Raw genomic sequence first — 26,333 nt, forward strand, 5'->3', positions numbered from 1 at the left:
CTATGGATTAAACTAATCATACTAAGAATGAAATATACATTGCAATATAGATTCGATCAATTTTGTGTTGTTTTGAGATTAACAGCAAGCCCTATATAAACGTATTTTTTGCTAAATTATTATATTTGTTATTGTGATGCTGAAACATTCGCCGCGGAGAACAGCATGACACTGACGCCTGATTACGTTGCCGTTGCGACGCCCCACTGTCCTAACAGTTATCGTGGACAGCATGACGCAGTAAAATTCGTAATTCATTCCGCCTCGGCTGACGTCACTCGTAATTCTAATTTATTCATCATCCAGTCCCAAGTCCAAATTGGTATAAGCAGTTTGTAGTTCGGCAAGGCTATGACTGTCTTTTGCAAGCTTGGCTTTTTCTATTCCTGTTTTATATATTGCAAGAGCTTCATCTTTTAATTCTCGTCGAGCATATAGTTTTCCTAAATGATAATAAGTGGCCACGTAATCGGGGAAGTTTTGTAATAACATATTATAATACTTTAGGGCCTCATTGTCGTCGCCAATTTGTACAAATTCATTGGCCAGTGCATATATTACAAAGGTATCGTTTGGGGTGGCGGTATAAAACTCCAGTAATTTGTTGATTCGGTCGTTGCGTTCCATGTGTGCAAAGATGCAACAACTTTTGGAGAGTTTGGAACTCTCCAAAAGTTGTTGCATCGCAAACAGTCTGTGGAAAAAAGCACCCTCAGCCTAACTATATCCGTAACCTATCTTTGAACGCCCAATGAATATACCTAGCAAACTCGTAGAAGAAGCCGTTAATGAATTGTCCAAGTTCCCTGGTATTGGGAAGAAATCGGCCTTGCGGATGGTATTGCATTTATTGAAAAGCGATGCAGAAACTAGCGTAAAATTGGGCAAGGCCATTGTGAACATGCGTACCCAAATTTTGTTTTGTACCCAATGTGGTAATGTGTCCGACAAAGATGTGTGTGGCATTTGCAGCAGTGTGAATCGTGATAGAGAGAAAATTTGTGTGGTGGAAGATTTACGAGATATTATGGCCATTGAAAGCACTGGGCAGTTCAGTGGTTTGTATCATGTATTGGGCGGTGTGCTTTCTCCCATCGAAGGTATAGGCCCTAGCGATTTGAATATAGATAAATTAATGGAACGAATAAAAACAGAAGAGACCAAAGAACTCATCATGGCTCTTAGCCCCACGGTGGAAGGCGATAGTACCATGTTTTATCTCACCAAAAAACTACAGTCCCCCGCGGCGGACGCCATTAAAATTACAACTATATCCAGAGGAATTGCAATAGGAGGTTCATTGGAATATGCCGATGAAATTACTTTGGGGCGTTCTATTTTGAATAGAATTGGTTTGGAGGTTTAGTATAAAACTTTCCAAAAGTTAAGCCATCACCATTGTAGCAATAGTATCAAAAATTCCATAATTGCTTAGGTGATTAACCCATATTTGGCGGTTATCTAGCTGCATTTGTTTAAAATCGTCGGGGTGAATTTGGGAGTGAAAATCGGCCAGTATTTGGGGCATATATTTCATGTCTTTTTCTTCGACCCACACTGTATGTTTTTTCCAATCTATTATATTGTCGAAGGGAAGTATAGAATCTGTATTGATGAATAAGGGTATTCTTCCCATCATCATAGTTTCATAAAAACGGGTTGAAAAATTACCGCCACCTCTTATACAAACTATATAATCGGAATGCATTAAATTATCATAATACTCATCGGTGGTTTTTTTCCTTTCCGTTTCTGTATTTGCCCCTGCTCTATATGCGGTTCGTTTAATAAAATTAGTTTCAACTAGTTCCGAATTTTCTAAATAGGAAAGTGCTTTTTGTCTTCTCAATACAGGGGGATATAATACTTGTGGTTCCCAATGCTTCAAGTGTGTATAATACTTTATATTATTTACTGCGATATTAAATAAATGCCAAGCATTTGTAGGGGCATTTACTTTGGCTTGGCCACAAAAGCCCACCACTGCTTTTGTTCCTTTTTCTCTCACTGTAATATTCTCGGTATTATATTTTATTTTCAAATAATCATTTAAAAAAAAAGGGCAGGCAAATTGGTGCTTTAGTCTGCGGCTTTGGTAGCCACTTGCCCTAAATACATATATATCTTTAATGGTAGGTGTAACGCCAAAGTCGTATGCCAAATAACTAATCACCTTCTTATTTTTCGATTTACAATAATTGATAAAATCTTCTGCTAATTTTTTTTTGTGGTGGTCAATATAATAATTCCAAGCCATTGGCAACATAGCGAAATCTGCCTCATCAATATTGTCGGTATAGGTATATAAATTTACGAAAGGTCCAAATTTGGCAAGTCGTTCTTCTGGAGAATGCGTATTAAAAAAATTAGCTTTTAATATATCGAAAACATAAGCTTTGAATACAGTATCAAAATGCGATTTGTCTATATATACAATTGGTTTTTTATTGCCCATCAAGTAGGCAAAATTACAACATATACAGCGTTATCAAAATATTTTCTCAAATAGTTTATCAAAACACTAAGCTGACCACGTTAAAATAGACCGTAACTTGCTGCCGAAAAAAACGTATTATTGCTTTTTATTAAGTATGCGAACAAAACATTTACCTATTTTACTCAGCTTCTTACTAATTGCAACATTTGCCAAAGGTCAATTTGGCGACAAGGGAGAATTGCGTGGCAACTTAGCCGATTCAACTGCTGCAAAATATATTGAGCATGCAAGTGTAATGTTGCTTCGTCCCGCCGATTCGGTACTGCTCAAATTTGTCCGTTCCAATTCACTAGGAGCTTTTAGGTTCAAAAATTTGGATACAGGAAATTATTTGATTATTATTACCCACCCGACTTTTGCCGATTACACAGAAATTGTGAAAGTAGAAGCTGGCGATGTTACAAAGTTAAATACATATATGATACAAAAGACGGTAGCTCTAAAAGAGTTTATTTTTAAACAAAAGAAGGGAGCTATCGTATTTAAAGGGGATACGATAGAATATACGGCCGATAGTTTTAAAACCAAAGAGTTTGCAACCGTAGAGGATTTACTTAAAAAGCTACCAGGTATACAGGTGGACAAAAATGGGGTAATTACCGCCCATGGCGAAAAAGTAGATAAAGTATTGGTTGATGGGGAAGAATTTTTTAGTGATGACCCAACAGTGGCCACAAAAAATCTACAAGCAATTACGGTGGACAAGGTGCAAGTATATGATAAAGAAAATGCCCAGTCGCAGGCTACGGGCATTTCGGACGGAAAAAAAGAAAAGGTGCTGAACTTGAAACTAAAGGAAGAATATAAAAAGGGGATGTTTGGCAAAGTAAAAGCCAGTGGTGGTTTACCCAAATGGTACGAAAATGAAGCCATGATTAATGCCTTCAAATCCAAACGCAAATTATCGGGATATATTATACATTCCAATACCAACCGCAATAGCTTGGATTGGGAGGAGCAGCAGTCGTTCGGGTCCAATTCAAATGTATCATATAGTGATGATGGAAGTACTACCTTTTATTCAAACGGCTCAAGCCAGGAAATTAGCAATAATAACCAAGGCCAGCCCAGCAACCTATCCATGGGTGGTCATTTCTCCGACAAATTCAAAGGCGATAAACACCATTTGTCGCTTAATCTCACTTCTAATTCGCAAATTCGCAGAGGTGTTGCATCGAGCACTACCCGGCAACTTTTGGCAGATAGTAGCTTTTATAATGTGCAATCCGATTCATTTGTGTCAAAGGGAATTAAAAGCAATTTCGATTTATCGTATACCCTAAAACCCGATTCCTTCGCCACACTTACGATTACTGCCAATATGGGTACACTTATGTTAAGCAAAGTTGACTCGTTTGCTTCGGTTTCATTAAATGATGATGAGGTTTTTGTGAACCAGAGTATACGCAGTACTGCCGATGATCGGAATAAAAATTCTTACGGCGGAGGCCTAAATTATCAACGAAAATTTCGCAAAAAAGATAGACTATTGTATATAGTAGTGGGTTTGAATGGTTCTGCTGAAGCACAAACAGGGAAACTATTGTCTAAGAATATTTTGGGCCTTAAAAAAGACACATCTGCTATTGACCAAAAAAAGGACAATAACAAATGGCTTTCCAATGCAAGCTTCACATCAAGCTTTACAGAACCAATCACCAAGTATTTGAATTTACAAGTATCCTACAGTTATGTCAATAATCAAAATAGTAATACTAATAATTCATATAACTCCGATGGCGTTTCATATAACATATTAGATCCAAAGTATAGCAATGATTTTAAGTTTAATATTATAACACAATCTCCTGGTTTGACACTAAAATATAAACGCAAAAAATGGTCTTTAAATGCCGGGGCGAATTTGCAGGCAAACAATTATATCCGCACCAATCGTACTATTGATTCGACAGTACATTATAATTTTACAAATTTTCAGCGTATGGCAAGGTATGAATATAAGTTTTCCCAATTTAATGGTTTTAAGTTAAGTTATAATGGTTATACACAACAACCAAGCATTACCCAGATACAACCTTTGCAAAACAACTTGGATCCTTTCAATATACAAAAGGGCAATGAAAATCTAAAACCTCAAGTCACTAATACCTTTAGGATAGAATCGCATAGTTATAAAATGATTAATGACCGCAGTGCACATATTTCAATGGGATACAATAATACATATAATGCATTTACTTCTTTCGATGTAATAGATGAATTTGGGCAACGTATTTCTCAAACAATTAATGTTGCACGCGGTAATTATAGTTTTTGGTCTTGGATGTATTATGGTTTTAAATTAAAAAAGAGTGGGGTCAAACTTAAATTTAGTAGCAATCCCAGTGTAAATAATTATATAAATTATATAAACGGAATCAAAAATCAAACGCTGTCATCGTCCATTGATATATCACCAGGTTTAGATTATGAAAAGGAAGATAAGTATGAAGTATCTTTCGATTTTAATTTTGATTATAATTCATCTCGGTCTTCACTAAACCCTGATCGTAAAACCCAGTATTGGATTCAAAGCCACGATATCGAGCTTACAGTTTTCTTGCCACGCAAGTTGGAACTCACCACCGACTTCTCAGCAAATATCCGACAAAAGACTAGTGATTTTACCACCAATAACAATATGTTTATTTGGAACATGAGCGTCGAACGCAAGATGTTCAAAAAAGAAAATTTCAAATTGTCATTTATTGTACGTGATATACTGAACCAGAATACTGGATTTTCTCGTTCGGTAAGTAGCAATTATTTAACAGAGAGTCGCTATAATGTAATCAAGCGTTATTGGTTGGTCAGTATTTTGTGGAATTTCAATAAAACAGCGAAAGCACCTAATAATGGAGAAGTAGAAGATGCAAAATAAATTGTTTAAATATATATTCACCATCTGTATTTTTTGTTCAACAAATTATATAATTGCTCAAAAATTTATTAATACTGCAAGAGTAGAATATGAACGCAAAACCTATATAAAGAAAATACTGCAAGAGTCGGGCGATAATGATAATTCTGAATGGATGGCACGTCTTCCCGACTATAGAACAGAGTATTTCGATTTATATTTTTCAGGGAATAAATCAGTATATAAAACAGGAAAGGAAAGTGACCAGAAAATACCTGAATGGATGAGTGCCGGTATTATATCAACCGTATATACTAATACGGACAGCGGTACTTATTTTTCGCAGAAACAAATATATGATCAAAGCTATAATATTATAGATAGCTTACCACATATAGATTGGAAAATTACCGATGATACCAGAACTATTGCTGGTTACACATGCCGCAGGGCTACAGGCAGGGTTTGCGATTCATTGTTTGTAGTGGCATTTTATACCGAAGAAATATTATTGTCAGGAGGGCCAGAAACATTTAATGGCTTGCCCGGATTAATATTAGGTGTGGTAATTCCTCGCATGCACATGAGTTGGTATGCCACCAAGGTCGATTTCCCGGAAATAAAACCCGAGCAAACCACACCGCCTGCTACCAAAAAGGGAAAACAAATAAAGCTAAAAGCTATGCTGAAAGAGCTCAAAGAAAGCGTGAACGATTGGGGCAATTGGAAAAATACATTACTGTGGCAAGCTGCAATGTAGGTAGTTTAAACTATAAACTATAAAGTAGCTAGTATAAAGTATATAGACATTAAATATTTGCTCTTTATACTGGTGCCTTTATACTATTTTATACCTTGTCTCCAATTAATTTTTTAAGCCATTTTAACATCATGAACATGATAACAGTAGCGATACTCAATAGAACAAAATTTACCCAAAAGAAGTTTGCTTTATTATCATAGATATCCCACATACTAGCCAATACACCGCTTAATTTATTTCCCAAACTCGTAGCTAAAAACCAACCACCCATCATTAAAGCTGTGAGGCGTGGAGGCGATATTTTGGAAACCAAACTTAAACCCATCGGGCTCAGGAATAATTCACCTACTGTGATAACACCATAGCATCCTATAAGCCACCAAGGACTTGCCTTTACTGCTCCATTACTACATATATATATTGCTACCACCATTACCAAGGTGCTGAATGCGGATATCAGCAATCCCAATGCAATCTTCATGGGTGTGGAGGGTTCTCGACCTCGCCGCCTTAATAACATAAAGAAAGCAATTACCAAAGGGGTGAGCAATACTACCCAAAGGGGATTAATACTTTGAAATAATTCAGTATTATATAGTTTTACCACTTCGCCTTCTTTTGGTTTTTTATCAGGTGCTACATTTTTAAAATATATCGGGTAGCCAGGTTTTAATACTTGCTTGTTGTTTTCTTTAATAGCTTTAAATTTATCATCGAAGGCTGGAACATTCCTATAATAGAAAGTATCTTTTTCAGCAAGGTACATATTCTCTGCTGGGGCAGCAATTGCTGCTGGCATTTCACGGTCAGTATAATACTGTGCCCAGGTGGTTAGTGCAGTTCCATTTTGTTTGAATACTGCCCAAAACATCACACTTACTGCCATAATAGACAACAGTGCTAACAAGGGTTTTCTGTCGCCATCGTTTGCCCGTTTATATAAAGATATATAAAATATGATAATGGGAATAGTAGCTAAAATAAATGCATCGGTACTGTCGCTTCCAAATATATTTTCAGGTATAAACCATCCTATTAGTCCTGCAATAATAGCAGGTAGAAAAACTTGGGCAAGTATTGCATTCATGGACATGTCTTCTTTTTGTACAGGTTTTTTTACATCAGCATGTTTAAAATGTTTCATTCCAATAGCAAATACAATTAAACCAATGAACATCCCAATCCCTGCCGACATAAAGGCAGCACCCCAACCGTATTTATTACGCATAAAGGCAGCACACAAGTTGCATACACAAGCACCTATGTTGATGCCCATATAGAAAATATTAAAACCTGAATCTTTTAAGGATTTATAGTTTTCTTCGGAATACAAGTTGCCCAAAATGGTAGAAATATTGGGTTTAAAAAAACCATTTCCTATTATAATCATAATCAAAGAAGCATAAAACGACCAATCTGTGTGAATGGCCAAACCCATATATCCCAAGCCCATTAAAGTACCACCAATATATACTGATTTTATATAGCCAATTTTTCGGTCAGCTAATAATCCTCCAATAAATGGAGTGAGAAAAACCAAAGCTATAAAAGTACCATATATATCGGCAGCATGTTTGCGGTCGAAGCCCATGCCGCCCTTCTCAATGCTTTCCATCATAAACAATTGGAATATACCAATCATCAAGTAATAACCAAACCGTTCCCACATTTCTGCGAAGAATAAAAAAGGTAATGCTTTGGGGTGTTTCATCTAATAAGTTTTATAAGTGCAAAAGAATGGTTTAAATCTTGGAAAAACAATAAGCTCGCTAAATATTATATTTATACAAATTAAAACCAAGGGCGGTGATTTATTTTTTTCCCTCTTCTATTAAAGTAAGTAGTTTCAAATATGGGTTGATTTGCGGCTGTGATATCTAGTTGCACCAAATTAGTTTTTTTGTTACCATTTAGTAGAATTCTAACACCGTGCAGTATACTATTTTTGTAGGTATGGAATCCTGAAATATAACCATTCGAGAAACTCACACCTTCTGAGCATTGTTGGTTGTAAATCGAATAAAAGTAATAGCCATCAGGTATACATACATCGTAGCCTGTAGCATAGTTTCCATTATCCGTATCATATATTCTGCTTAGCACACCATTACTGTCCGTCTCATACATTTTCTGCATATTAATCCAATGCTTTGAAGTTTTTCCTGTGATATTCTTTCTGTGGGTAAATGAAAAAAAAGAATCCAAATTCTCTCCTTTACATAATACATGTTTCTTTAGATAACCTGCTTTGTGCATCAAATACATTTCGGGTGTTTTTATACCTGTATTATATACTTCTATTGAATCTAATTTATTATTGGTAAAATAATAAACAAACCCGTGCAATTTGGTATTCATGCGTCTCTCAATTTTATTTATTTGTCCTGATTTATTAAATAAAATAGTTACATTTTCAGAATCGGAAACATTATACTTTACAAATTCCAACCTCTTTCGTTGGCTGAAAGCGTAAGTTATTTGGCTTTGCATTTCCATGCTAAAACCACAAAACAATACAAACAAAATAAGTATCTTCAAGTTTCAAATAATTTAAGCAAATATATACGCAACTAATAAAATTTCGTGAATAAATTTCCGGGATTATACCTAATACTATACCGCATCCACCATCCTATTCACCGCACTCCATACCAAGTCCTGCTCGTAGCCACGAGAAATTCCATAGGCAACGAGTTTCATTTTTTTAGTGAGCGGGTTTTTTTCTTTAAGGAGATTATTTTTCTTGAATATAATATTATCAAGTGTTTGTACATAATCATCTTCTGGAACTTCCTTCATTGCTTTTTGTATACAATAAACAGAAATTTTGCGGGCCTTTAATTCCAAAGTAATTTTCACGCGGCCCCATTGTTTTTGGCGAAATTTACCCCCCGCATAAGCAATTGCAAAACGTTCTTCGTTCAAAAAATTTTCTTCTATAAGCCTTACTATAATATTATCCAAATCCAAACCCCTTGCACCAAGTTCGTATAATTTATTACGCACTTCACTGTGGCAACGCTCTTGGTAGGAGCAGTATCGGCGGGCTTTGTCGAGGTATTCTCTCATGCTAATTTGTTGCGAGTTGTGAATTGTGAGTTGCCAGATTTTTTGTGGCTGTATGTGTTCATGCTTGTGTGTCTCACCACTAACAACCCACAGCTTACAACTATATTACACGCCGAACTCTTCAGGTTTCGCTCTCCATTTGCGTAACACATTCAAACTATCTCATATGAGTTCGAGCTGCACCAAAATTTTCAGAACCTTTAAGCACCCTCAACCACTCTTCTGTCAAGTCCTGTGTTTTCGCCTGTCCATGCAAATAAGTAGCATCAAAAAAATATCTATCTATTTGTGTTTGCTCTAATTTTTTATATCCCACCTCTCTTGCCATTTCAGATAATAGTTCCAATTAGAAAGTTTTTTGGTTATTATAATGTTCACTTGTTGGAGAGAAACTATCATACAATTTTCTCCATTTTGTTGTTATTGTTTCATTATCCTCAAGCATGACATCTATTTGGTTTATGGCTTGCATATATTCTAGAGGTGGTGGGCTAGCCCGTGGGGTTCCCGTAAGTGTTAAGAATAATTTTGATTTTGCCTGTTTCTTGTCTTTCCATTTTTGGAAGCGATTGTTCAAAATAAACAATATAAATGGGACTAAGGTAATTGCTATAATTTCATACAATTGCCCATAAGTTTGCATATAATCTTTCATATATTTTAGAATTTAAGTTGTGCAAACATACACAAATTTTATTCATCTTTTGAACCATCCTTTTATGAATTGTTGCAAACAGGCGGAAATTTACTGACATTAAAAAATCCTCTTTCCTGTGAAATTATGTCACGGGGACAATTAAAACTGTTTATTTTTTTCTATTGGTTCCCCAAGTGCTTGGGTTTGCTTTGAATTCCAATATGGAATTCTTTTCCTCTTCAGTAATTGAACCTCTTTTGATAGAAACATCAAGTATGGTTTCTAGGTCGCAAAGACTATAAAAATTAACATTATTTTCAGCAAATTGATCTTTCGCAGCTTTAAAGTTGTATGTCATAATGCTCACTAACCCCAAAAGATTTAGATTGACGGCTCTTATTGCATTTATAGCAATAAGACTACTGCCGCCTGTTGAAATATGGTCTTCTATTAAAACAACTTTTTGCCCGTCTGTATAATCTCCCTCTACCTGTCTTTTAAGACCATGTTCTTTGGGTGCTTGTCTTGCATAAATAAATGGCAATTCCATTCTATCCGCTATAAGAACACCTAAAGGAATTCCGCCAGTAGCAACACCTGCGATTACCTCTACTTGCGGGAATTTTTCGCGTATCAAGTCAACGAAACAGGAAACAAGTTTGTTCCTAACTTCAACGTATGAATTCACACGCCTATTATCACAATAAATAGGAGACTCTATTCCTGATACCCATGTAAAAGGGTCTGACACTTTTAATTGAATAGAATCAATATCTAATAAAGTTTCCGCAACACTAATTGCGTCTTTTGATATTTTTGTAGATTCTTCCATAACTGCCATATCTAACATAGTAATTGCTTTAATTGGTGCTGCAAAGGTAGGGTATCTTGCTAAAACTACCATCTAGCCAACAACATTTTGCCCACACCCTGTTAATTATATAACCCTATTTTTTCATAGGGTTTATGATTTTGAGTATCAAAAAGTGGACAAAATGTAAGCGAACTAGTCTTGTTTTTGTCTCTTATTTTTAAAGTGCATACTGCAAACTTGCGTGCTATAAGTATACAAGCATCCACAATTTGTGAAATGTTTTTTGGCAATTGTGTTTGTTTGCACTTACTTTGCACTAGCTTACGCATGATAAAAGTTTATGTAAACGACTGCCCTTTGGCGATTGCCAGTCCTGCCGATTACCAATCGGCAAATACACAGGGACTTATTCGTGTGGAAAATAATCTGCCCGCATTGACCAAAGTAATTGAATGGATGCTAGCAGCCCCTTCTAAGGGTTATATAACTATAGCTGCCGATCCTCAACATACTTTCGAATTATTACAAACTGCCTGTCACCCAATTCATGCCGCAGGTGGTGTAGTATTTAACCACGAAGGCAAAATATTGATGATACGCCGCATGAACCGTTGGGATTTGCCCAAAGGGAAGGTAGACCCTGGCGAAACTTGGGATTTTACAGCCATCAGGGAGGTAAAAGAAGAGTGTGGTTTGTCGCAGTTGAAATTACAACAGCCTGTGGGTGAGACCTTGCATATATATATGCAAAAGGGAACAAAAATGCTGAAGACCACACATTGGTACCGTATGGAATGTGACGGGAACCCTATATTAATTCCCCAAACAGAAGAGCATATTACCGAAGCCAAATGGATGCATATTGACGACAAAACTCTGAAGGAATTAGATACTTATGAAACTATTCGCGGCCTACTGCAGATAGTTTTGAAAAACCATTTATAATACTTTTTCAATAATATCCCCGCCAAAATTATAGGGCAAAAATTCTAAACTTGATATAGGTTTGGTGATGATAAGTTTGGCCAATTTCCCTTTTGTAATAGTTCCTAAACTGTCTTGTAGTTCTAGTGCAAAAGCTGCATTAACTGTAGCGGCATTAATAGCTTCGGCTGGGGTCATTTTCATTTTGATGCAAGCTAAACTAATCACAAACGACATGCGGCCCGATGGGGAACTTCCAGGATTAAAATCACTTGCCAAACAAACTGCTGCACCGCCACCTATTAAGCCGCGGGCATTGGGATAAGGAATTCCTAAAAAGAAAGCTGTTGAGGGCAACAAGGTGCCGATAGTGCTACTATTTGCTAATAAAATAATTTCTTCCTCACTAGTATGCTCCAAGTGGTCAACAGAGAGTGCATTTTCAGCAACTGCGGCTTGCACCCCACCAGTTAGGCCCAATTCATTTCCATGGATTTTGCCTTTGAGACCGTATTGAGCCCCTGCACGCAATATTTGACAAGTTTGTGCCACATCAAAAAAACCGCGATCGCAAAATACATCTATATAATCGGCCAAATTATTTTCGGCAATCTGTGGCAGCATTTCATTGATTATAATATCGATATAAGCCTGCTGATTATTTTTAAATTCCATGGGGAACGCATGTGCACCAAGGAATGTGGCTTTAATAGGAATGGGAGAAACATTTTTGAGGCGTTTAATAACACGCAACATTTTAAGTTCACTTTCGGTGCTCAACCCATAACCACTTTTTATTTCTATGGCTCCTGTGCCTTGGTTCACACATAGTAGTAATCGTTCGAATGCTGAATGAAATAATTCTTCTTCACTAGCTTCAGTAACTCGTTTTGCTGAGTTTAATATTCCGCCACCGTTTGCTGCAATCTCTTCATAAGTCTGACCTTTGATGCGGGCTACAAATTCCTGCTCACGGCTTGTGGCATATACTATATGTGTATGCGAATCTACAAAACAGGGCAATACATGTCCACCTTGTGCATCAATATGAGGCAGCTCATTATATATATCGGGAAGTACTCCTTGTCCATACTCGGCAATTAATCCATCTTGCACGGCGAGCCATGAGTTGGCTAATTGAGGCAAATGAGAAAGCTCATCTCCACGTAAAGGCTTGGTGGGAGCTTGTTCCCATACTCCTACTAAGTTTTTAATATTGGTAATTGCAAAATCCTTCATCCCAAATAAGGTATATTATATTGGGGCAAAGGTTACTATTAAAGTTCAATATAACAAAGCTTGCTATTAATATTTAAGGGATCAAAATTATTGACGTGTTATTCTCCATTCGAATACCATTAATAAATAAAGCATTTCCATCTGCTCTTGCTCCATTTATTTGCGGAGCATCGAAACCCATACTCGCATTTTTGGCAGCAAAATTTATAATATAATTTAAGTTCCTTGTTCCTGCATTTTCAAAGAAACTTCTATATCGCCAACCTCCACAATTGGAACTACCTCCACACATTCTCATCAGGCTGCAAGCATTATTTTCTGCATGTTTCAAAGCTTGCTTATTAATAATACAACAAACACGAATTGCAGGCAAAAATTCCACACTGTCTTTTTCTGATTTTTTTGTTTGAGCATTTGCAGTAAATGCCAACAAATATATAAATATAATAATTGTATTTTTCATAGGTATATTATCTAATTCCTATTGTACCAAATGAATTATCATATAGTCTCACCCCATCAATAAATATAGCATTTCCATCTGCTGCAGCCCCATTTATAGAGGGTTCATCATAACCGATACTGGTATTTTTGGCTGCAAAATTTACCATATAATTCATGTTTCTGGTTCCAACACCTGGCATAAATCTGAAATATCTGGGATAAAAAATTGGGGAATAAGGAGGAGATAAATTTGCCACCTTAATATTTGATATGTTAAATGAATAGTTTGGTTTTAATGGAACTAATGGTTCAACATTATTGCTAGTTGAATCTCCACTTTTTGCATGGGCACCCACTGTTACCAAACATGCCAAGATAATAATTAAGCTTTTCATGATATTGTTATAACTATATAAAACTAAAAATGGTTGCACGGGTTTGTACAATAGCATATTTTTGAAACAAAATATATTATACCATGTCCATAGACCCCAGCATTTTTAAAAAAGAAATAAACAAAGGCAGCAATGTATGGATCGCCCCCAATGCTACTGTTTTCGGTCATGTTGCCATTGGCGATGATTGCACCATTTTATTTGGGGCAGTCATCCGAGCTGATAATGACCAAGTAAATATTGGTGCTCGCAGCAATATACAAGACAATGCAGTAGTGCATGTAGACCCAGAGTGTCCTGTAAACATAGGCCACGATTGTATCGTAGGGCATGGTGCCATCATACATGGAGCTTCACTTGGCAATCATGTATTGGTGGGGATGAATGCCACAGTATTGAATAAGGTTGTGGTGGGCGATTATTGTATTATAGGTGCAAATACACTCGTACCCGAAGGTATGCAAATACCCGAAGGTTCATTGGTGGTGGGCGTACCTGCACGAATTATTAAACAACTAAGTGAGGAGCAAAAAGAAGCAGTTCGCAAAAATGCCGATGCTTATGTGGAGTTGGGTAAAGTATATACCGAGAATTTTAGGTAAGAGGCATCTTATATTCATTCTGAAACAACTTTAGAGTGAACGCAGTGCATTATAAGATAGATAATGGTTAAGGAACCATAATATTGCTATCGGCTTTCTATTCTTCTATATATTCCTCATCTATTGCTCCGCGGGAAAACATCTCTGCTTTAAATTTTTTAGGCTTTACAACTTTAATGGGTGTAGGCGTATTTATGACCACGTGATAATTTTCGGGGTTTATTTCTTCCGTTGCTTTTATTTTCGACGATTTTTTATTTAAAACATCAAGGGGTTGTATATTTTTGCCATCAGGGTGCAAAAGGTTTTCACGTGTAATTTTAGAAACAGTTTTTCTTTGCAGGGTTGGAGATTTCAGTTCTGTTTTTATACCCGCATGATGATATATATCTTTCTTGGTAAGTACAGGGTGTGTGGGTTGATACAGTTTGTTGAACAAGCCGTTGCTACTAGCCTGGATAGCCTGAATAGTGCCAGCAACGCCAGCAAACAACATCAGCACAATAGCGGAGACAATAATGTTTTTCATGATAGTTTATTGATTAAAAGTTTTGATCCGCCGCGGCGGAATGATTTTGCTTTACGGTATATAATTAATTCTGCTATTAGCAAATTACCGACCACACTTATCCATAATGAAATTTCGTAGTTGTACGCATAGTCAACTCCTGCATAATAGAACAATATGTAATACCAATTCTTAAACTAAAATAGTTCTCCGCCTGTGGTGGATTTAGTTTTTAGAATGGTAATGCCGAACTACATCCCGAAAGCATTCGGGATTAGTCCCTTTCTTTTGGACTATTATATATTAAGTTTCGGTATAATATACTCGGAAGGTAACCGCAGTTAGAGCTATAGCGTAGGAACGAATCATCCAGGAACGGTGTGCTATAAATTTTCGAGCAACAGCCATTGTGAAACCTTTATACGTAGTTACAAACCAAGCTACTGCCATAAAGATAAAAAGTCCACGTTCGGCCATTTCACCTTTGGCAAAAAAACTCATATACAAACCCGATGGAGCTCCAATTAATAATACCACAAATACATAAATTTTGCTCGACAATACATGAATCTGGCTGCGTTTGCGAAGTATATAAGATGAGAATTGTATAATAGCAGTGAGTATACAAAAAATGCCTGCACCAATATGTATATAGAAACTTGTTTTCCAAATGGGGTCACTGTATAATAAAATTCGTTCGCGGATGAAAATAAAATGCGGGCTAAAATCGAAATAAGGTAGGGTGTTTTTTACCAATAGCAAACTAAAGGTGATTACAGGAGCCCAAAACAAAAGTTCGAGCAAGCCTTTCCAACTTCGTATAGCAGCAGCAATTCTAGAGTTCATGAGTTAGTTGTGAAAGCGTAAGTTAGATATAATTATTGTCTTGCGGCTGAATGTAAATGGATTTGAAAACGTAAACGCTGCGTGGTAAAAAAAGTTGCAGGCATTTTTTAAGTGTTTGAAAATGGAGCAATATTTTTTTAAATTGTGACATTTATCTTCGCAAGTGCGATAGCTATCTTACTTGCGAAGACAAACACAAAATTGCACTTGGTTAAACTTATTTTTAGTTTTTGCAGCTTAGTATTTATTCTCTTTCAAATATAATAATATGTTTTTCTTTTGAGTGCCAAAATTGGAAGATGTTATCGGAAGTATTTTAGCTATCTTCTTATTCTTAACTATGTACAAAGTATTCTCTACCAAGTTAAAACCATATTTAATTAGTAAGTCATTTAGTGGTTGTGAATATTTACTTTTATTCAAACTCGATGTATAGTTATCAATTTCACTGTTATAATTATCCGATACGATAAAGTAATTTTTATCAGAAAAATATTGCGTGATTAAATTTAAGCACTTTTCATTGCATGAACCGCAATTATTAGGTTTAAGGACAAATAAAAACAAAACCGAATCAACGTTTTTATGAAGCTGATCAATACAAAACCGAATTTGTATATTCTCATTCAAATCTGAAACAGAGTTTGATTCTTTAGAATCATTATTCTTGCAATTTTGTAGCAATAAAACTATAAATATTAAGATGAAAAACCTAATTATCGCCCTTGATTTTCTTGCCAATTTCAAGATAATTATCATTATTTAGATTAGTTGATAAGATACATTTATTATTTTTGTAATGTAAGACTCGAGTCTCTATTTTATTAAAACCATATCTGGCTAAATTGTTATTTACATCGTAAACGGTAGTTATATTTTTTATTGAGCTAACTATACTGTCCAGTTTACCATCGTAATGATTGCCAATTATTAGATATACATTGCTTACCGGTTTTGTTAGATTTGACAGAATAAAGTTATGCAAACGGGCACCACAAATCCAATCGCCACATGACCCAGGCTTATTTATGATTACCCACGAATTACTTTTATTTAACGTAACATTATTAATTTTTAAATAAGCCTCAGCATATTTAGAATCTTGCTTTATAGATTTGATACTACTACAAGAATATTCTAAAAGTAGTAGACTACTTATTAAAATTAATAACTTTAAATCTATATGTTTGATTATTGCCATAAGGGCTTGGTTGATTAAAATCTATATATACTTTACCATTGCTTGTAAATGATACGAAATCATTAAACCCTTTACCTAGTTCCATCTCGTATTCAATGTCCAAATCTTTGTTAAGAACCAACATATAAGCATTCCTTTCAGGATTTAAATTGTACAATCCTTCTTTATTTTTAACAGGCTGGCTGTCAAAATAAAACCTAATATAGCGATTAAATTTAGGTTCATATAGTAGATGAGAATAACTAGCAGAGATATTATTTTGGATAATGTATTCTTCCCAAAGTTTTGAAATTTGATGAAATTTATTTAATAGCAAGAATTGTTTTTGAGTATATACCGAATATATATCGTTTTTATCATGGAATGCAGATTTTATCCGTTTTTTCAAATATGTTTTTGTTTCTAAATCGAATACTGTAATTTCTTCACTATAGGGGTATGAAATATATAATTTATTATTTGCTATTGTGCCATATTGCGTTCCATCATTAAAACCCCACACAAAATCTTTACATTCATTTGGTATTGGAATAGGATATATTTCAACTTTATTGCTTACCGTATTAAAAATAAAAAACCATGTTGTATCCTCCCTATCATGTTCAACCTTTGGTTTATAATTTCGGACCTTACAACCAATTATATTTTCATTATACTTTTGAAGCATAAATTTATTATTATGAGCGGCTACCACAAATCTGCCTTGTAATGGATAAAATTTCTTTATTAGACCCTCAATATCATATTTGGTGCTTACTTTAAATGCATCGTTACAAATATATAAAGTATTTTTGAGAAGTAAAATTGAATCTGGATTATAATAAGAAAAAGTTGCGAATTCCTTTGATGAAAATGAATCATTTAATATATTGAAATTCTTATTGTAATTGGTATCATATTTATAAACACTCCAAATGCCTCTATAATTCTGAGTATTAAATGAATATTTCATAAAATCATTTTTTGTGTTTTGAAAAATAATAATGGCTGAATCTAACCCTTTAGCTATCTTTTGCAGTGATTTACATAATAAATGAACACCCAATGTAGAATCCATTGTGTAGGTAAATTCCTCAGTGCCTATAAATGTAGTATCAGACAACTTTAAAATAGAATGTGCCGATTTTATAGAATCTTTTTTACCAACACAGTTTGATAAAAGCAATAACGTAAAGAATAATAGTATATTATTTATATGCATCAACAAGATAATAAAATAGTGATTTAGAATCCTTTTATATATAAAGAAAAAGTTAGTTAGTTAAAAGTTTAACTAACTAACTTTATAATTCCTAACTTTAAAATTAGGGTAAACAAGGTTGAATGATACCACAGGAATGAGCTGCTATTAGAGATTCAGCATCTCCAGCTGGTCCAGGATGGCAGGTTTTTCCTTGTACGCTAAATGTAACCCAGCAATTATACCAGTCATAAGGTAGAGTATTACCGCCACCTCCCTTTTGGCCTAATCCTAACCAGTCAATTATTCTCTGCAGCCAGCCGCCTATGCATGGTTGTATGTTAGGAGGGTAATCGTTAATATTTTGAAAATCTGAAACCGTCCAGCCTTGTGTTGGGGGATCTGGATAAGGGGTTCCGCAATCTGTTTGTGAGTTTGATTTTAATTGACTTGAGCCACTAATGATAACAACGCATGTAATCATCAAATAGAATTTTAATTTTTTCATGTTTTATGTTTTATGTTTTAATGAATTGAAAAGCAAATGTAACATTACAATACAATACAATACAATACAATAGATGTGGATAACTTTAGTTTGATTGTTTAATTTTTCTATCCATAAACCACCATCATAAAATAACTTGTAGCAGCTATATATACAATTAAACGTGCCCTCGCAAGTTTAAGCGAAGCGAAACTTGTGAGCTCCATAGGATCTCAATTGTCAGTTAGGAAATAATAATGCCAATGCTTGCCCTACCATTTTGTTTATTGTTACATCTGCTTGTGTGCTAAATTGTTTTGTTACCCTATTGGCCAATATCGCATTTAAACTAATAGCTTGGTGGCCTAGCAAATTCGCCATCAAATATATTCCCGCAGTTTCCATTTCGAAATTGGTGATACGCTTTGAACCATATTTGTAGTTTTGCAAAAATTCCAACAATCCATTTCCCAAATCGCTAAGCTCTATCCTCACACTTCGTCCCTGTGGGCCATAAAAGCCGGGGCATGTGGCCGTAATTCCATTTGCAAAATGCGGACTGAACCTATTATATAATTCATCGGAGCACGGCACAAAATAGGTGGGGGTATTTTCAAAAATCTCGACCAATTTTTCTTTCAAATCTTCGTGAAATTTTTTGTGTTCGGACGAAAGCCCTATAGTTTTATAATAATTTGCCAAGCTGTCGAAGCCCACTGCGGCTCCGCTTACCAAAATGCTGTCAATTGAAATATCTGCATGTAGACTACCAGAGGTACCCAATCGGATAAACCGCAATTTCGTAATTTTTTCTTTTGGCTGCCGCGTTTCAAAATCAATATTAAATAAAGCATCTACCTCGTTCATCACTATATCAATATTATCAGTACCCATACCTGTGGAAAGTACTGATATTGCTTCATTTCCAAAAGTACCTGTATGGGTATGTAGTTCTCGGTTTCGGTGTTTAAAATGAATCTGATCAAAAAAAGCTGATACTTTGGGGACACGTTCAGGGTCTCCAACAAGTATAACAGTTTTGGCCAAATCATTGGGTTTTATACCCAGATGATAAATGCTCCCATTTGGGTTGATGATTAAATCGGTTTCGGAAATATAATTTCTCATTTGGGCAAATATATTTGTAACTGACTTACTTTTGTGGTGAAATTTGCAAACATTTAATAAAACAGAACATGGAAAACAAGAAAAAGAACATTATTTTAGTACCAACCGATTTCTCTGATGTGGCAGGACACGCACTCGACCACGCTATCGCAGTAGCCAAAACTTTCAACAACGAAATTGCCGTAATGCATGTAATAGAGGAGAGTGTATTGGGAAATATTTTCACTAAAAGCAGTTATGTTGAGATGGTGAAGGAAAGTATCCAAAACAAGCTAAATGGAATTGCACTTAAAATAGAAAGCATGGGTATTAAAGCCTATACCCATATCCGCACGGGCCGTATATATAAAACCATTGTAGAAACAGCCGATGAACTGGGCTGTGATTCTGTGATTATGGGAACCCACGGTGCCAGTGGAATTGAAAAAATAATTGGAAGTAACGCTGCAAGAGTAATCAATTATGCCAATGTGCCGGTTGTAGTTATCAAAGAAAAAACGAATAAACTCAATTATCAAAATATTGTGTTTCCCCTAGATTTAACTATTGAGTCCAAACAAAAAGTAGAATGGGCCATACATTTGGCCAAGTATTATAAATCGACCATACATATTGCTACTTTCAAAGCCAACGACGAGTTTTTAGCTAACCGTGTAAATGCACAATTGGTGCAAGTAGAAAAATTGTTCGATGAAGCGAATGTAAAATACACTTCCAAAATATTAGATGAATCTGGTAACTATGCAAAACAAACTCTGGATTACGCCGACGAGATTAATGCTGATTTGATTATGATTATGACACAACAAGAAAAGGGCGTATCGGAATTTTTCTTAGGAAGCTATGCTCAGCAAATAGTTAACAGGGCAAGCAGTTGCCCCGTAATGGCTATCAACCCTCGAGAAACAGCCTTTGTGGCAGACTATATGGCATAAGCTGAACTTTAAATAATATTATAATAATCGAACAAAAGCCTGTCAAAAAATATATAACCCTGCCAGGCTTTAATATGATGATAGAAACTAATCAATACAAACAAATAAAACGCGTTACCACCCATGTGCTGCAAGAAATGAAGCACCGTGGCGAAAAAATATCAATGCTTACGGCCTACGATTATACGTTTGCCAAGATATTGGACGATGCCATGATTGATATGATTTTGGTGGGCGATTCTGCATCGAATGTAATGGCAGGGCACACTACTACATTGCCTATCACACTTGAGCAAATGATATATCATACAGCCTCGGTAACGCGAGCAGTTACTAGAGCTTTGGTAGTGGCCGATATGCCTTTTGGTTCTTATCAAGGCAATTCGAAAGAAGCATTGAACACAGCCATCAGGTTAATGAAGGAAGCGGCTGCACATGCGGTAAAGATGGAAGGTGGAATGGAAATTATAGATTCCGTGAAAAGGGTTTTATCTGCGGGCGTTCCTGTAATGGGGCATTTGGGACTTACGCCACAATCTATATATAAATTTGGAACATTTGAAGTAAGGGCCAAAGAAGAAATGGAGGCCAAAAAATTAATTGAAGACGCCCACTTACTGCAAGAAGCAGGATGTTTTGCCATAGTGCTCGAAAAAATTCCTGCCAAACTTGCCACACAAGTAGCAGCGGAGTTAAGCATACCAATTATAGGCATTGGTGCAGGTGGAGGTGTGGACGGGCAAGTACTGGTATTGCACGATTTGTTAGGGCTAACAAAAGAATTCAGTCCGCGTTTTTTGCGTAGGTATATGAATTTGTATGATGATGTAAAAACCAATGTGCAGCGTTATATAGAAGATATCAAACTGAAAGATTTTCCCAACAATAAGGAACAGTATTAAGCTTAATCGCAATCTTGAATATATTTTAGTTTAAAATATATTTGCATAGCATGGTTTTTGACTAAGTGAAGAAATGATGAAGAAAGTTTTTGGCATTGTTATATTATATATTGGATTCTCAAGTTTTAGCTTCGGGCAGCTAACACCAATATCTTCTAATCCAGAATTAAAAAAACTAGTGCTTGCAGGTTTGGACAAAATGTACAATTTCAAATTCAAAGAAGCAGAACTAGTATATAAACAAGTAAAAGCTAAACTGCCTGGCCACCCAATATATTATATGCTGATGGCCATGAACATGGATTGGCAATGGGAGCCTGAACTTACCAATGATACTTTGGTAAGAAAAATGAAAGGGTTTTTGAACCACACTGTTGAAATGTGTGAAGATATGCTGAACGTGCAGAAAAAAGACGATGCTGAAATCATGTTTATATATTTTACTGCGGAAGGTTTTTTGGCGAGGGTAAACTCCATGCAGGGTGATTTTATGAGTGCCGTAAAAAACTCCACCAATGCTTACAGATATGTAAAAAAGGGGTTTACACTGAAAGAAAAATTCAGTGATTTTTATTTTTCTACAGGCATGTATAATTATTATAGGGAACGTTATCCTGAACTCCATCCCATTATCAAACCATTTGCAAAGCTGATGGATGCGGGTAATGCCCTTGAAGGTATCGAACAATTGAAAGGTTCTTATAAATCGTCACTATTCAGCAAAATGGAATCGGCCAATTATTTGGTAAATATATTTTTTAAATATGAGGGTAAGCCTGCCGAAATATTAAGTATTATAGAAGAGGTAGTAAAAAAATATCCCGATAATTTATTTTTTGTTTATAAATATGCTGAAGGATTATTGCAGACAAACCAAACAGAAAAGGCATTACCCTATATAGAAAAACTCACAGCAAGTAATTGGGCTTATTATAAATGTGCAGGAAATATTATGCAAGCTTGGTATTATCTAAATAATAGTAAAGCCACAGAGGCGGCAATTAGCATGGCTCTTGCTGATGTATCATATAAAAAAATGTATAAAGTAAATGATAACCTGCATGGCTATTATTATATAGTAAAAGGCAAACTAGCACAAGCCGAGGGCAAAAACCCGGAAGCTAAAAAATATTATAATACTGCGGCCAACAAAGCGGAGTATCCCAGCACGATGGCTGAGGCTAAAAAACTAGCTGCGGGATTATAATATAAATCGCGATTACAAGGAGCCGTACCTTTTGTTAATAGATTCTGAAACGTTCGCCGCGGCGAACAGAATGACGTGGTGGCTCTAATCAACCCCTAACCACAGCACCTAAATCATCAGCAAACTTTTGTGAGATTTTTTGCATCGCCTTGTCTATGGTGGCATCGTCCAGTGTTTTTTCTTCGTCGCAAAGGTAGAAACTGAGGGCATACGATTTCTTGCCTTCACCGAGTTTTGCATCGTGATATATATCGAAGAGTTCTACTTTTTTCAGTAGTTTCTTATTCGTTTGTAAGGCAATATTTTCAAGTTGCCCAAAAGTGATTTGCTCATCTAATAGCAAGGATAAATCTCTTTTAACTTCAGGGAATTTGCTTACTGGTTTATATACAAATATTTGCTTTTTGTGCAAGTCCAGTAGTGCATCCCAATTTAGCTGGGCGTAGGTAACGGAATCATCAATATCAAACTTTTTTAATTCTGCTGCTTTTGCATAACCTATTATAGCAAGTTCTGTATTATTATATACAATTGCCACCGCATCGTCGAGCAAGGGGTGCTCTATTTTATTTGTTTGTGTATCTGTAATACCTAGTGCTTGCATGATAAGTTCCGCATGACTTTTTAAGTGATAATAACCGGAGTCTTGGTGGTTTTTTTGCCAGCCTTCTATTATATAATTACCTGTTAATGCCAAGGAAAGAATAACTGTTTCTTCAAAGCCATTTGCTCCGTGGGCATATATTTTCCCAAATTCGAACAAACGTAAATCGGGTTGTTTGCGATTTCGGTTATATGATATACTTTGCAATGCCCCATGCAATAAATGATTACGCAAAGTATTTAATTCGTTGCTTAATGGATTTTGTAAATGTATAGGTTTTACATCGGCGAGTGACCATTCTGCAGCCACCAAGGAGTTGTTCATCATCTCGCTGAAACCTTGGGAGCAAAGCATATTGGCAATTTTATTTTGCTTGGCAAAAATATGTTCGTAAGGGTCTGTTTGCATCGCAATTTTCATCTGCTCAGGAAACTCAATATTATTAAGTCCGTATATACGCAATACTTCTTCTGTTATATCTGCAGGGCGTGTCACTTCTTGTCGGTAGCTGGGAATTCGTAGCGTAACTATATCAGCTTCTTGTTTGATGATATTGAAATCAAGTTTAATTAGAACATCTAGTATCGTTTTATTTTCTAAATTTTTTCCTATAAGTTTGCGTGCTTTATCCATATCATAATCTATTTGCAAAGGCACAAAAGGATGCGGGTGTTGATCGATAGCTTGATGCATATTTCCACCTGCAGTTTCTATAATAAGATTTGCCAAACGATGCAATGCTTGTAGCGGCAATAAGGGATCTGTACCACGTTCGAAACGGAAAGAAGAATCTGTACTAATCGTATGTGCTTTGGCTGTCTTACGCACCACCACAGGGTCGAAGCAGGCACTCTCTAAAAATATATTTGTTGTTTCTGAACTTACGCCACTGTGCAATCCACCAGAAACTCCAGCAAGAGCCATTGGCTTTTCGTTATCAGTTATTAATAATTCATGACCTTGTAGTTTGCGTTCAGTGCCATCCAAAGTATATAATACTTCACTAGCGTTTGCTTGGCGAACTATAATAGTTTTTCCAGCAATTTTATCTGCATCAAAAGCGTGGGTAGGTTGCCCTAATTCATGCATGACATAATTGGTACAATCTACTATATTATTAATAGGTTTTAAACCTATCGTCAGTAGGCGGTTTCTTAACCAAGCAGGTGATTCTTTAATTTGAATCCCACTAATATACATCCCACAATAACGTCGACATAAATCAGCATTTTCTATTTGTATTTGAAAATTTGATGCGGGAAGATTTGCAGGAATTTCAAAACTTGGATATATGGTATCGGTTCCGGTCACGGCTTTCACATCGCGGGCTACACCCACGTGCGATGCGGCATCTCCACGATTGGCTGTAAGTCCAATTTCTATAGTATAATCATTATATACGCCATAATACTCGGCAAGAGGCATTCCTATTTTTGTGTCGGCAGGTAATACTATAATACCATCATGACTTTGGCCCATACCTATTTCGTCGTCGGCACACAGCATACCTTCGGATGCTTCGCCACGTATTTTACTTTTTTGAATGGTAAAAGGTTCACCATTTGTAGGAAATAATTTTGCTCCTACGGTGGCAACAATTACCTTTTGACCTTGGGCAACATTGGGGGCACCACATACTATAAGTAAAGGATTTTCTTGTCCGATATCAACAGTGGTGAGTCTTAATCTATCGGCATTGGGATGTTGGGTACAAGTGAGAACTTCGCCAACTACTAATCCCTGCAAGCCACCTGGCAACGAGCAATAATCATCAACCGACTCCACCTCCAAACCTGTATTGGTCAGAATTTCGGACAATTGTTCAGGAGAATTCTTTGTATTGATAAGGCTTTGCAGCCAATGGTAACTAATTTTCATTTACCTGCAAAGTAATATAGGAAATGGGAGATTAACAAAAGTTCAAAAACACCGAGATAGCGGGCCTCGTTAATCCCGAACGAGATTGCCACGCGGAAGCCGCTCGCAATGACGTTTTTTAGCATACTTTTGCAGCATTATTATATAAAACATCATGGAAACAAAAGACAGCAATGGAAACATACTTCAGAATGGAGACTCCGTGCATTTGGTAAAAGATTTAAAAGTGAAAGGTTCTTCAACCGTTTTAAAAAGAGGGGTAAAAATAAAAAATATTAAACTTACCGACGACCCTGATGAAATTGATTGTAAAATTGAGGGGAGTGCAATTGTGCTCAAAACTGAGTTTGTGAAAAAGATATAGTGAGTCCTGTCAGGTGTTTTCATCTGACTGCACCTTGCAGCACAGCGATGAATAAAATATATATCATACTATTTGCAATACTATTTGGTTGTAAAAATGATACAACTATTTCCCAAAAAAATGCAGAAAATAATTATTATAAAAATTGTGGTATAGAAGGTAGTGCAAAAGACGAAAGTCTGAAGTCTTTGAACCGACTAAAGAACCGCTTTAGTTCGCCTACTGACAAGGATATCAATACAGAAATTACCTTAGATAAAATACTGCAAGCAGGTGATGACTATAATAGATGGAATACTTCGCAAGCCGCTAAAATAAAAGGATATATTATAGAAGTAAAAAAGGGAGGTGTGGAAACTTGCAATTGCAAAATGAAAGAAGAAATTGATAGAGATACCCATATAGAAATAGTGCTCGACGCTATGAGTGAATCTAAAACCAAAAGAATGGTAATAGAGGTTACGCCGAGAATAAGAAAACTAATGGAAGGCAAAGGAATTAATTGGAGTACCCGCAGTTTGCGAGATCAATTTTTAGGAAGATGGGTGAATATAACAGGTTGGATGTTATTCGATAAAGAACATGCCGATGAAGCAGAAAACACCAAGCCGGGAAGAGAAAGAAATTGGAGAGCAAGTGCTTGGGAAATACATCCTGTTACAGGTATTGAGGTGGTGGGGAGATAGCCATTCTATTATAATACCAATTCTTAAACTAAAATAGTTCTCCGCCTGTGTCGGATTTAGTTTTTAGAATGGTAATACCGAACTACATCCCGAAAGCCCCGCTTAATCCCGATAATTATCGGGATGCGGGGGGATTAGTCCCTTTCTTTTGGACTATTATATA

Annotated in this window: 26 protein-coding genes and 1 pseudogene; 10 read left to right on the top strand and 17 right to left on the bottom strand. The window is 36.0% G+C overall.

Features of this window, described 5'->3' with window-relative positions; all coding sequences use genetic code 11:
* Positions 1 to 291: 291 nt before the first annotated feature.
* The gene (locus tag SGJ10_09075; protein ID MDZ4758277.1) at positions 292 to 627 is read right to left on the bottom strand and encodes a tetratricopeptide repeat protein; all 336 of its coding nucleotides are present in this window, start codon (positions 625 to 627) and stop codon (positions 292 to 294) included.
* A 124-nt stretch (positions 628 to 751) separates the two neighbouring features.
* Here SGJ10_09075 and recR point away from each other — a divergent pair, with 124 nt between their 5' ends.
* Complete coding sequence (gene recR, locus SGJ10_09080; GenBank protein ID MDZ4758278.1) at positions 752 to 1,366, top strand: recombination mediator RecR; 615 nt, start codon at positions 752 to 754, stop codon at positions 1,364 to 1,366.
* Positions 1,367 to 1,384: 18 nt separating this feature from the next.
* On the opposite strand, the gene SGJ10_09085 is transcribed toward recR, so the two are convergent.
* Positions 1,385 to 2,455: an exostosin family protein gene (locus SGJ10_09085; GenBank protein ID MDZ4758279.1), complete on the bottom strand. Its 1,071-nt coding sequence runs from the start codon at positions 2,453 to 2,455 to the stop codon at positions 1,385 to 1,387.
* Between the two features lie 136 nt (positions 2,456 to 2,591).
* On the opposite strand from SGJ10_09085, the gene SGJ10_09090 reads away from it, so the two are divergent.
* Together SGJ10_09090 and SGJ10_09095 are read left to right on the top strand one after the other, a co-directional pair.
* Complete coding sequence (locus tag SGJ10_09090) at positions 2,592 to 5,378, top strand: TonB-dependent receptor (GenBank protein ID MDZ4758280.1); 2,787 nt, start codon at positions 2,592 to 2,594, stop codon at positions 5,376 to 5,378.
* Complete coding sequence (locus SGJ10_09095) at positions 5,368 to 6,117, top strand: GLPGLI family protein (GenBank protein MDZ4758281.1); 750 nt, start codon at positions 5,368 to 5,370, stop codon at positions 6,115 to 6,117. Before SGJ10_09090 ends, SGJ10_09095 begins: the two co-directional genes overlap by 11 nt.
* A gap of 88 nt (positions 6,118 to 6,205) precedes the next feature.
* Here the strand turns inward: SGJ10_09095 and SGJ10_09100 are convergent, their stop codons facing one another.
* The 5 genes and pseudogenes from SGJ10_09100 to pyrE all read right to left on the bottom strand — a co-directional run bounded on the left by SGJ10_09100 (position 6,206) and on the right by pyrE (position 10,730).
* Complete coding sequence (locus tag SGJ10_09100) at positions 6,206 to 7,831, bottom strand: peptide MFS transporter (protein ID MDZ4758282.1); 1,626 nt, start codon at positions 7,829 to 7,831, stop codon at positions 6,206 to 6,208.
* A gap of 80 nt (positions 7,832 to 7,911) precedes the next feature.
* A complete protein-coding gene (locus tag SGJ10_09105) occupies positions 7,912 to 8,658 on the bottom strand; it encodes a hypothetical protein (protein ID MDZ4758283.1) in 747 nt (248 codons plus the stop codon).
* Positions 8,659 to 8,733: 75 nt separating this feature from the next.
* Positions 8,734 to 9,189, bottom strand: coding sequence for a regulatory protein RecX (locus SGJ10_09110; protein ID MDZ4758284.1), 456 nt, complete (start codon positions 9,187 to 9,189; stop codon positions 8,734 to 8,736).
* A gap of 157 nt (positions 9,190 to 9,346) precedes the next feature.
* Positions 9,347 to 9,844 (bottom strand): annotated as a pseudogene (locus tag SGJ10_09115) (DUF6680 family protein).
* A gap of 151 nt (positions 9,845 to 9,995) precedes the next feature.
* Positions 9,996 to 10,730, bottom strand: a complete 735-nt coding sequence (gene pyrE, locus SGJ10_09120) for an orotate phosphoribosyltransferase (GenBank protein MDZ4758285.1) — start codon at positions 10,728 to 10,730, stop codon at positions 9,996 to 9,998.
* 237 nt (positions 10,731 to 10,967) lie between these two features.
* On the opposite strand from pyrE, the gene SGJ10_09125 reads away from it, so the two are divergent.
* The gene (locus SGJ10_09125) at positions 10,968 to 11,585 is read left to right on the top strand and encodes an NUDIX domain-containing protein (GenBank protein ID MDZ4758286.1); all 618 of its coding nucleotides are present in this window, start codon (positions 10,968 to 10,970) and stop codon (positions 11,583 to 11,585) included.
* Here SGJ10_09125 and hutI read toward each other — a convergent pair.
* The 3 genes from hutI to SGJ10_09140 form a co-directional block, all read right to left on the bottom strand.
* Entirely contained in the window at positions 11,580 to 12,803 is a 1,224-nt protein-coding gene (gene hutI / locus SGJ10_09130; GenBank protein ID MDZ4758287.1) for an imidazolonepropionase, read from the bottom strand. The genes SGJ10_09125 and hutI overlap by 6 nt on opposite strands.
* Before the next feature lie 73 nt (positions 12,804 to 12,876).
* The gene (locus SGJ10_09135; protein MDZ4758288.1) at positions 12,877 to 13,266 is read right to left on the bottom strand and encodes a hypothetical protein; all 390 of its coding nucleotides are present in this window, start codon (positions 13,264 to 13,266) and stop codon (positions 12,877 to 12,879) included.
* Between the two features lie 7 nt (positions 13,267 to 13,273).
* A complete protein-coding gene (locus SGJ10_09140; protein MDZ4758289.1) occupies positions 13,274 to 13,642 on the bottom strand; it encodes a hypothetical protein in 369 nt (122 codons plus the stop codon).
* Between the two features lie 83 nt (positions 13,643 to 13,725).
* Between SGJ10_09140 and SGJ10_09145 the strand changes: the two genes are divergently transcribed.
* The gene (locus SGJ10_09145; GenBank protein MDZ4758290.1) at positions 13,726 to 14,244 is read left to right on the top strand and encodes a gamma carbonic anhydrase family protein; all 519 of its coding nucleotides are present in this window, start codon (positions 13,726 to 13,728) and stop codon (positions 14,242 to 14,244) included.
* Between the two features lie 97 nt (positions 14,245 to 14,341).
* Here SGJ10_09145 and SGJ10_09150 read toward each other — a convergent pair whose 3' ends face one another.
* The 6 genes from SGJ10_09150 to SGJ10_09175 all read right to left on the bottom strand — a co-directional run bounded on the left by SGJ10_09150 (position 14,342) and on the right by SGJ10_09175 (position 19,594).
* A complete protein-coding gene (locus tag SGJ10_09150; GenBank protein ID MDZ4758291.1) occupies positions 14,342 to 14,773 on the bottom strand; it encodes a hypothetical protein in 432 nt (143 codons plus the stop codon).
* Positions 14,774 to 15,055: 282 nt separating this feature from the next.
* Positions 15,056 to 15,598: a DUF2306 domain-containing protein gene (locus tag SGJ10_09155; protein MDZ4758292.1), complete on the bottom strand. Its 543-nt coding sequence runs from the start codon at positions 15,596 to 15,598 to the stop codon at positions 15,056 to 15,058.
* A gap of 712 nt (positions 15,599 to 16,310) precedes the next feature.
* Complete coding sequence (locus SGJ10_09160; GenBank protein MDZ4758293.1) at positions 16,311 to 16,799, bottom strand: hypothetical protein; 489 nt, start codon at positions 16,797 to 16,799, stop codon at positions 16,311 to 16,313.
* Positions 16,750 to 17,964 (bottom strand): hypothetical protein, encoded by a 1,215-nt coding sequence (locus SGJ10_09165; protein MDZ4758294.1) that lies wholly within the window; start codon positions 17,962 to 17,964, stop codon positions 16,750 to 16,752. The genes SGJ10_09160 and SGJ10_09165 overlap by 50 nt, the downstream gene beginning before the upstream one ends.
* 139 nt (positions 17,965 to 18,103) lie before the next feature.
* A complete protein-coding gene (locus SGJ10_09170; GenBank protein ID MDZ4758295.1) occupies positions 18,104 to 18,487 on the bottom strand; it encodes a hypothetical protein in 384 nt (127 codons plus the stop codon).
* Positions 18,488 to 18,706: 219 nt separating this feature from the next.
* Positions 18,707 to 19,594: a nucleoside phosphorylase gene (locus tag SGJ10_09175; GenBank protein ID MDZ4758296.1), complete on the bottom strand. Its 888-nt coding sequence runs from the start codon at positions 19,592 to 19,594 to the stop codon at positions 18,707 to 18,709.
* Positions 19,595 to 19,662: 68 nt separating this feature from the next.
* On the opposite strand from SGJ10_09175, the gene SGJ10_09180 reads away from it, so the two are divergent.
* The 3 genes from SGJ10_09180 to SGJ10_09190 all read left to right on the top strand — a co-directional run bounded on the left by SGJ10_09180 (position 19,663) and on the right by SGJ10_09190 (position 22,638).
* Entirely contained in the window at positions 19,663 to 20,529 is an 867-nt protein-coding gene (locus SGJ10_09180; protein MDZ4758297.1) for a universal stress protein, read from the top strand.
* Positions 20,530 to 20,603: 74 nt separating this feature from the next.
* Entirely contained in the window at positions 20,604 to 21,431 is an 828-nt protein-coding gene (panB, locus tag SGJ10_09185; GenBank protein MDZ4758298.1) for a 3-methyl-2-oxobutanoate hydroxymethyltransferase, read from the top strand.
* A 73-nt stretch (positions 21,432 to 21,504) separates the two neighbouring features.
* Positions 21,505 to 22,638 (top strand): hypothetical protein, encoded by a 1,134-nt coding sequence (locus SGJ10_09190; protein ID MDZ4758299.1) that lies wholly within the window; start codon positions 21,505 to 21,507, stop codon positions 22,636 to 22,638.
* A gap of 88 nt (positions 22,639 to 22,726) precedes the next feature.
* Here the strand turns inward: SGJ10_09190 and pheT are convergent, their stop codons facing one another.
* Entirely contained in the window at positions 22,727 to 25,120 is a 2,394-nt protein-coding gene (gene pheT, locus SGJ10_09195; GenBank protein ID MDZ4758300.1) for a phenylalanine--tRNA ligase subunit beta, read from the bottom strand.
* Between the two features lie 154 nt (positions 25,121 to 25,274).
* Here pheT and SGJ10_09200 point away from each other — a divergent pair, with 154 nt between their 5' ends.
* Positions 25,275 to 25,484 (top strand): zinc ribbon domain-containing protein YjdM, encoded by a 210-nt coding sequence (locus SGJ10_09200; GenBank protein MDZ4758301.1) that lies wholly within the window; start codon positions 25,275 to 25,277, stop codon positions 25,482 to 25,484.
* 47 nt (positions 25,485 to 25,531) lie between these two features.
* Positions 25,532 to 26,170: a hypothetical protein gene (locus SGJ10_09205; GenBank protein ID MDZ4758302.1), complete on the top strand. Its 639-nt coding sequence runs from the start codon at positions 25,532 to 25,534 to the stop codon at positions 26,168 to 26,170.
* Positions 26,171 to 26,333 lie beyond the last annotated feature (163 nt).

This window comes from Bacteroidota bacterium, assembly GCA_034439655.1.
Classification (GTDB): domain Bacteria; phylum Bacteroidota; class Bacteroidia; order UKL13-3; family UKL13-3; genus CANJUD01.

Bases quoted from the DNA above. Each gene is read 5' to 3' on its own strand.
- SGJ10_09090 (MDZ4758280.1), top strand. From the start codon at position 2,592: ATGCGAACAAAACATTTACCTATTTTACTCAGCTTCTTACTAATTGCA.
- SGJ10_09075 (MDZ4758277.1), bottom strand. From the start codon at position 627: ATGGAACGCAACGACCGAATCAACAAATTACTGGAGTTTTATACCGCC.
- SGJ10_09200 (MDZ4758301.1), top strand. From the start codon at position 25,275: ATGGAAACAAAAGACAGCAATGGAAACATACTTCAGAATGGAGACTCC.
- panB (MDZ4758298.1), top strand. From the start codon at position 20,604: ATGATGATAGAAACTAATCAATACAAACAAATAAAACGCGTTACCACC.
- SGJ10_09145 (MDZ4758290.1), top strand. From the start codon at position 13,726: ATGTCCATAGACCCCAGCATTTTTAAAAAAGAAATAAACAAAGGCAGC.
- SGJ10_09125 (MDZ4758286.1), top strand. From the start codon at position 10,968: ATGATAAAAGTTTATGTAAACGACTGCCCTTTGGCGATTGCCAGTCCT.
- SGJ10_09100 (MDZ4758282.1), bottom strand. From the start codon at position 7,831: ATGAAACACCCCAAAGCATTACCTTTTTTATTCTTCGCAGAAATGTGG.
- SGJ10_09190 (MDZ4758299.1), top strand. From the start codon at position 21,505: ATGATGAAGAAAGTTTTTGGCATTGTTATATTATATATTGGATTCTCA.
- SGJ10_09135 (MDZ4758288.1), bottom strand. From the start codon at position 13,266: ATGAAAAATACAATTATTATATTTATATATTTGTTGGCATTTACTGCA.
- SGJ10_09140 (MDZ4758289.1), bottom strand. From the start codon at position 13,642: ATGAAAAGCTTAATTATTATCTTGGCATGTTTGGTAACAGTGGGTGCC.
- SGJ10_09095 (MDZ4758281.1), top strand. From the start codon at position 5,368: ATGCAAAATAAATTGTTTAAATATATATTCACCATCTGTATTTTTTGT.
- SGJ10_09205 (MDZ4758302.1), top strand. From the start codon at position 25,532: ATGAATAAAATATATATCATACTATTTGCAATACTATTTGGTTGTAAA.
- hutI (MDZ4758287.1), bottom strand. From the start codon at position 12,803: ATGAAGGATTTTGCAATTACCAATATTAAAAACTTAGTAGGAGTATGG.
- SGJ10_09110 (MDZ4758284.1), bottom strand. From the start codon at position 9,189: ATGAGAGAATACCTCGACAAAGCCCGCCGATACTGCTCCTACCAAGAG.
- SGJ10_09150 (MDZ4758291.1), bottom strand. From the start codon at position 14,773: ATGAAAAACATTATTGTCTCCGCTATTGTGCTGATGTTGTTTGCTGGC.
- SGJ10_09160 (MDZ4758293.1), bottom strand. From the start codon at position 16,799: ATGGCAATAATCAAACATATAGATTTAAAGTTATTAATTTTAATAAGT.
- recR (MDZ4758278.1), top strand. From the start codon at position 752: ATGAATATACCTAGCAAACTCGTAGAAGAAGCCGTTAATGAATTGTCC.
- SGJ10_09170 (MDZ4758295.1), bottom strand. From the start codon at position 18,487: ATGAAAAAATTAAAATTCTATTTGATGATTACATGCGTTGTTATCATT.
- SGJ10_09175 (MDZ4758296.1), bottom strand. From the start codon at position 19,594: ATGAGAAATTATATTTCCGAAACCGATTTAATCATCAACCCAAATGGG.
- SGJ10_09180 (MDZ4758297.1), top strand. From the start codon at position 19,663: ATGGAAAACAAGAAAAAGAACATTATTTTAGTACCAACCGATTTCTCT.
- pheT (MDZ4758300.1), bottom strand. From the start codon at position 25,120: ATGAAAATTAGTTACCATTGGCTGCAAAGCCTTATCAATACAAAGAAT.
- pyrE (MDZ4758285.1), bottom strand. From the start codon at position 10,730: ATGGTAGTTTTAGCAAGATACCCTACCTTTGCAGCACCAATTAAAGCA.
- SGJ10_09085 (MDZ4758279.1), bottom strand. From the start codon at position 2,455: ATGGGCAATAAAAAACCAATTGTATATATAGACAAATCGCATTTTGAT.
- SGJ10_09155 (MDZ4758292.1), bottom strand. From the start codon at position 15,598: ATGAACTCTAGAATTGCTGCTGCTATACGAAGTTGGAAAGGCTTGCTC.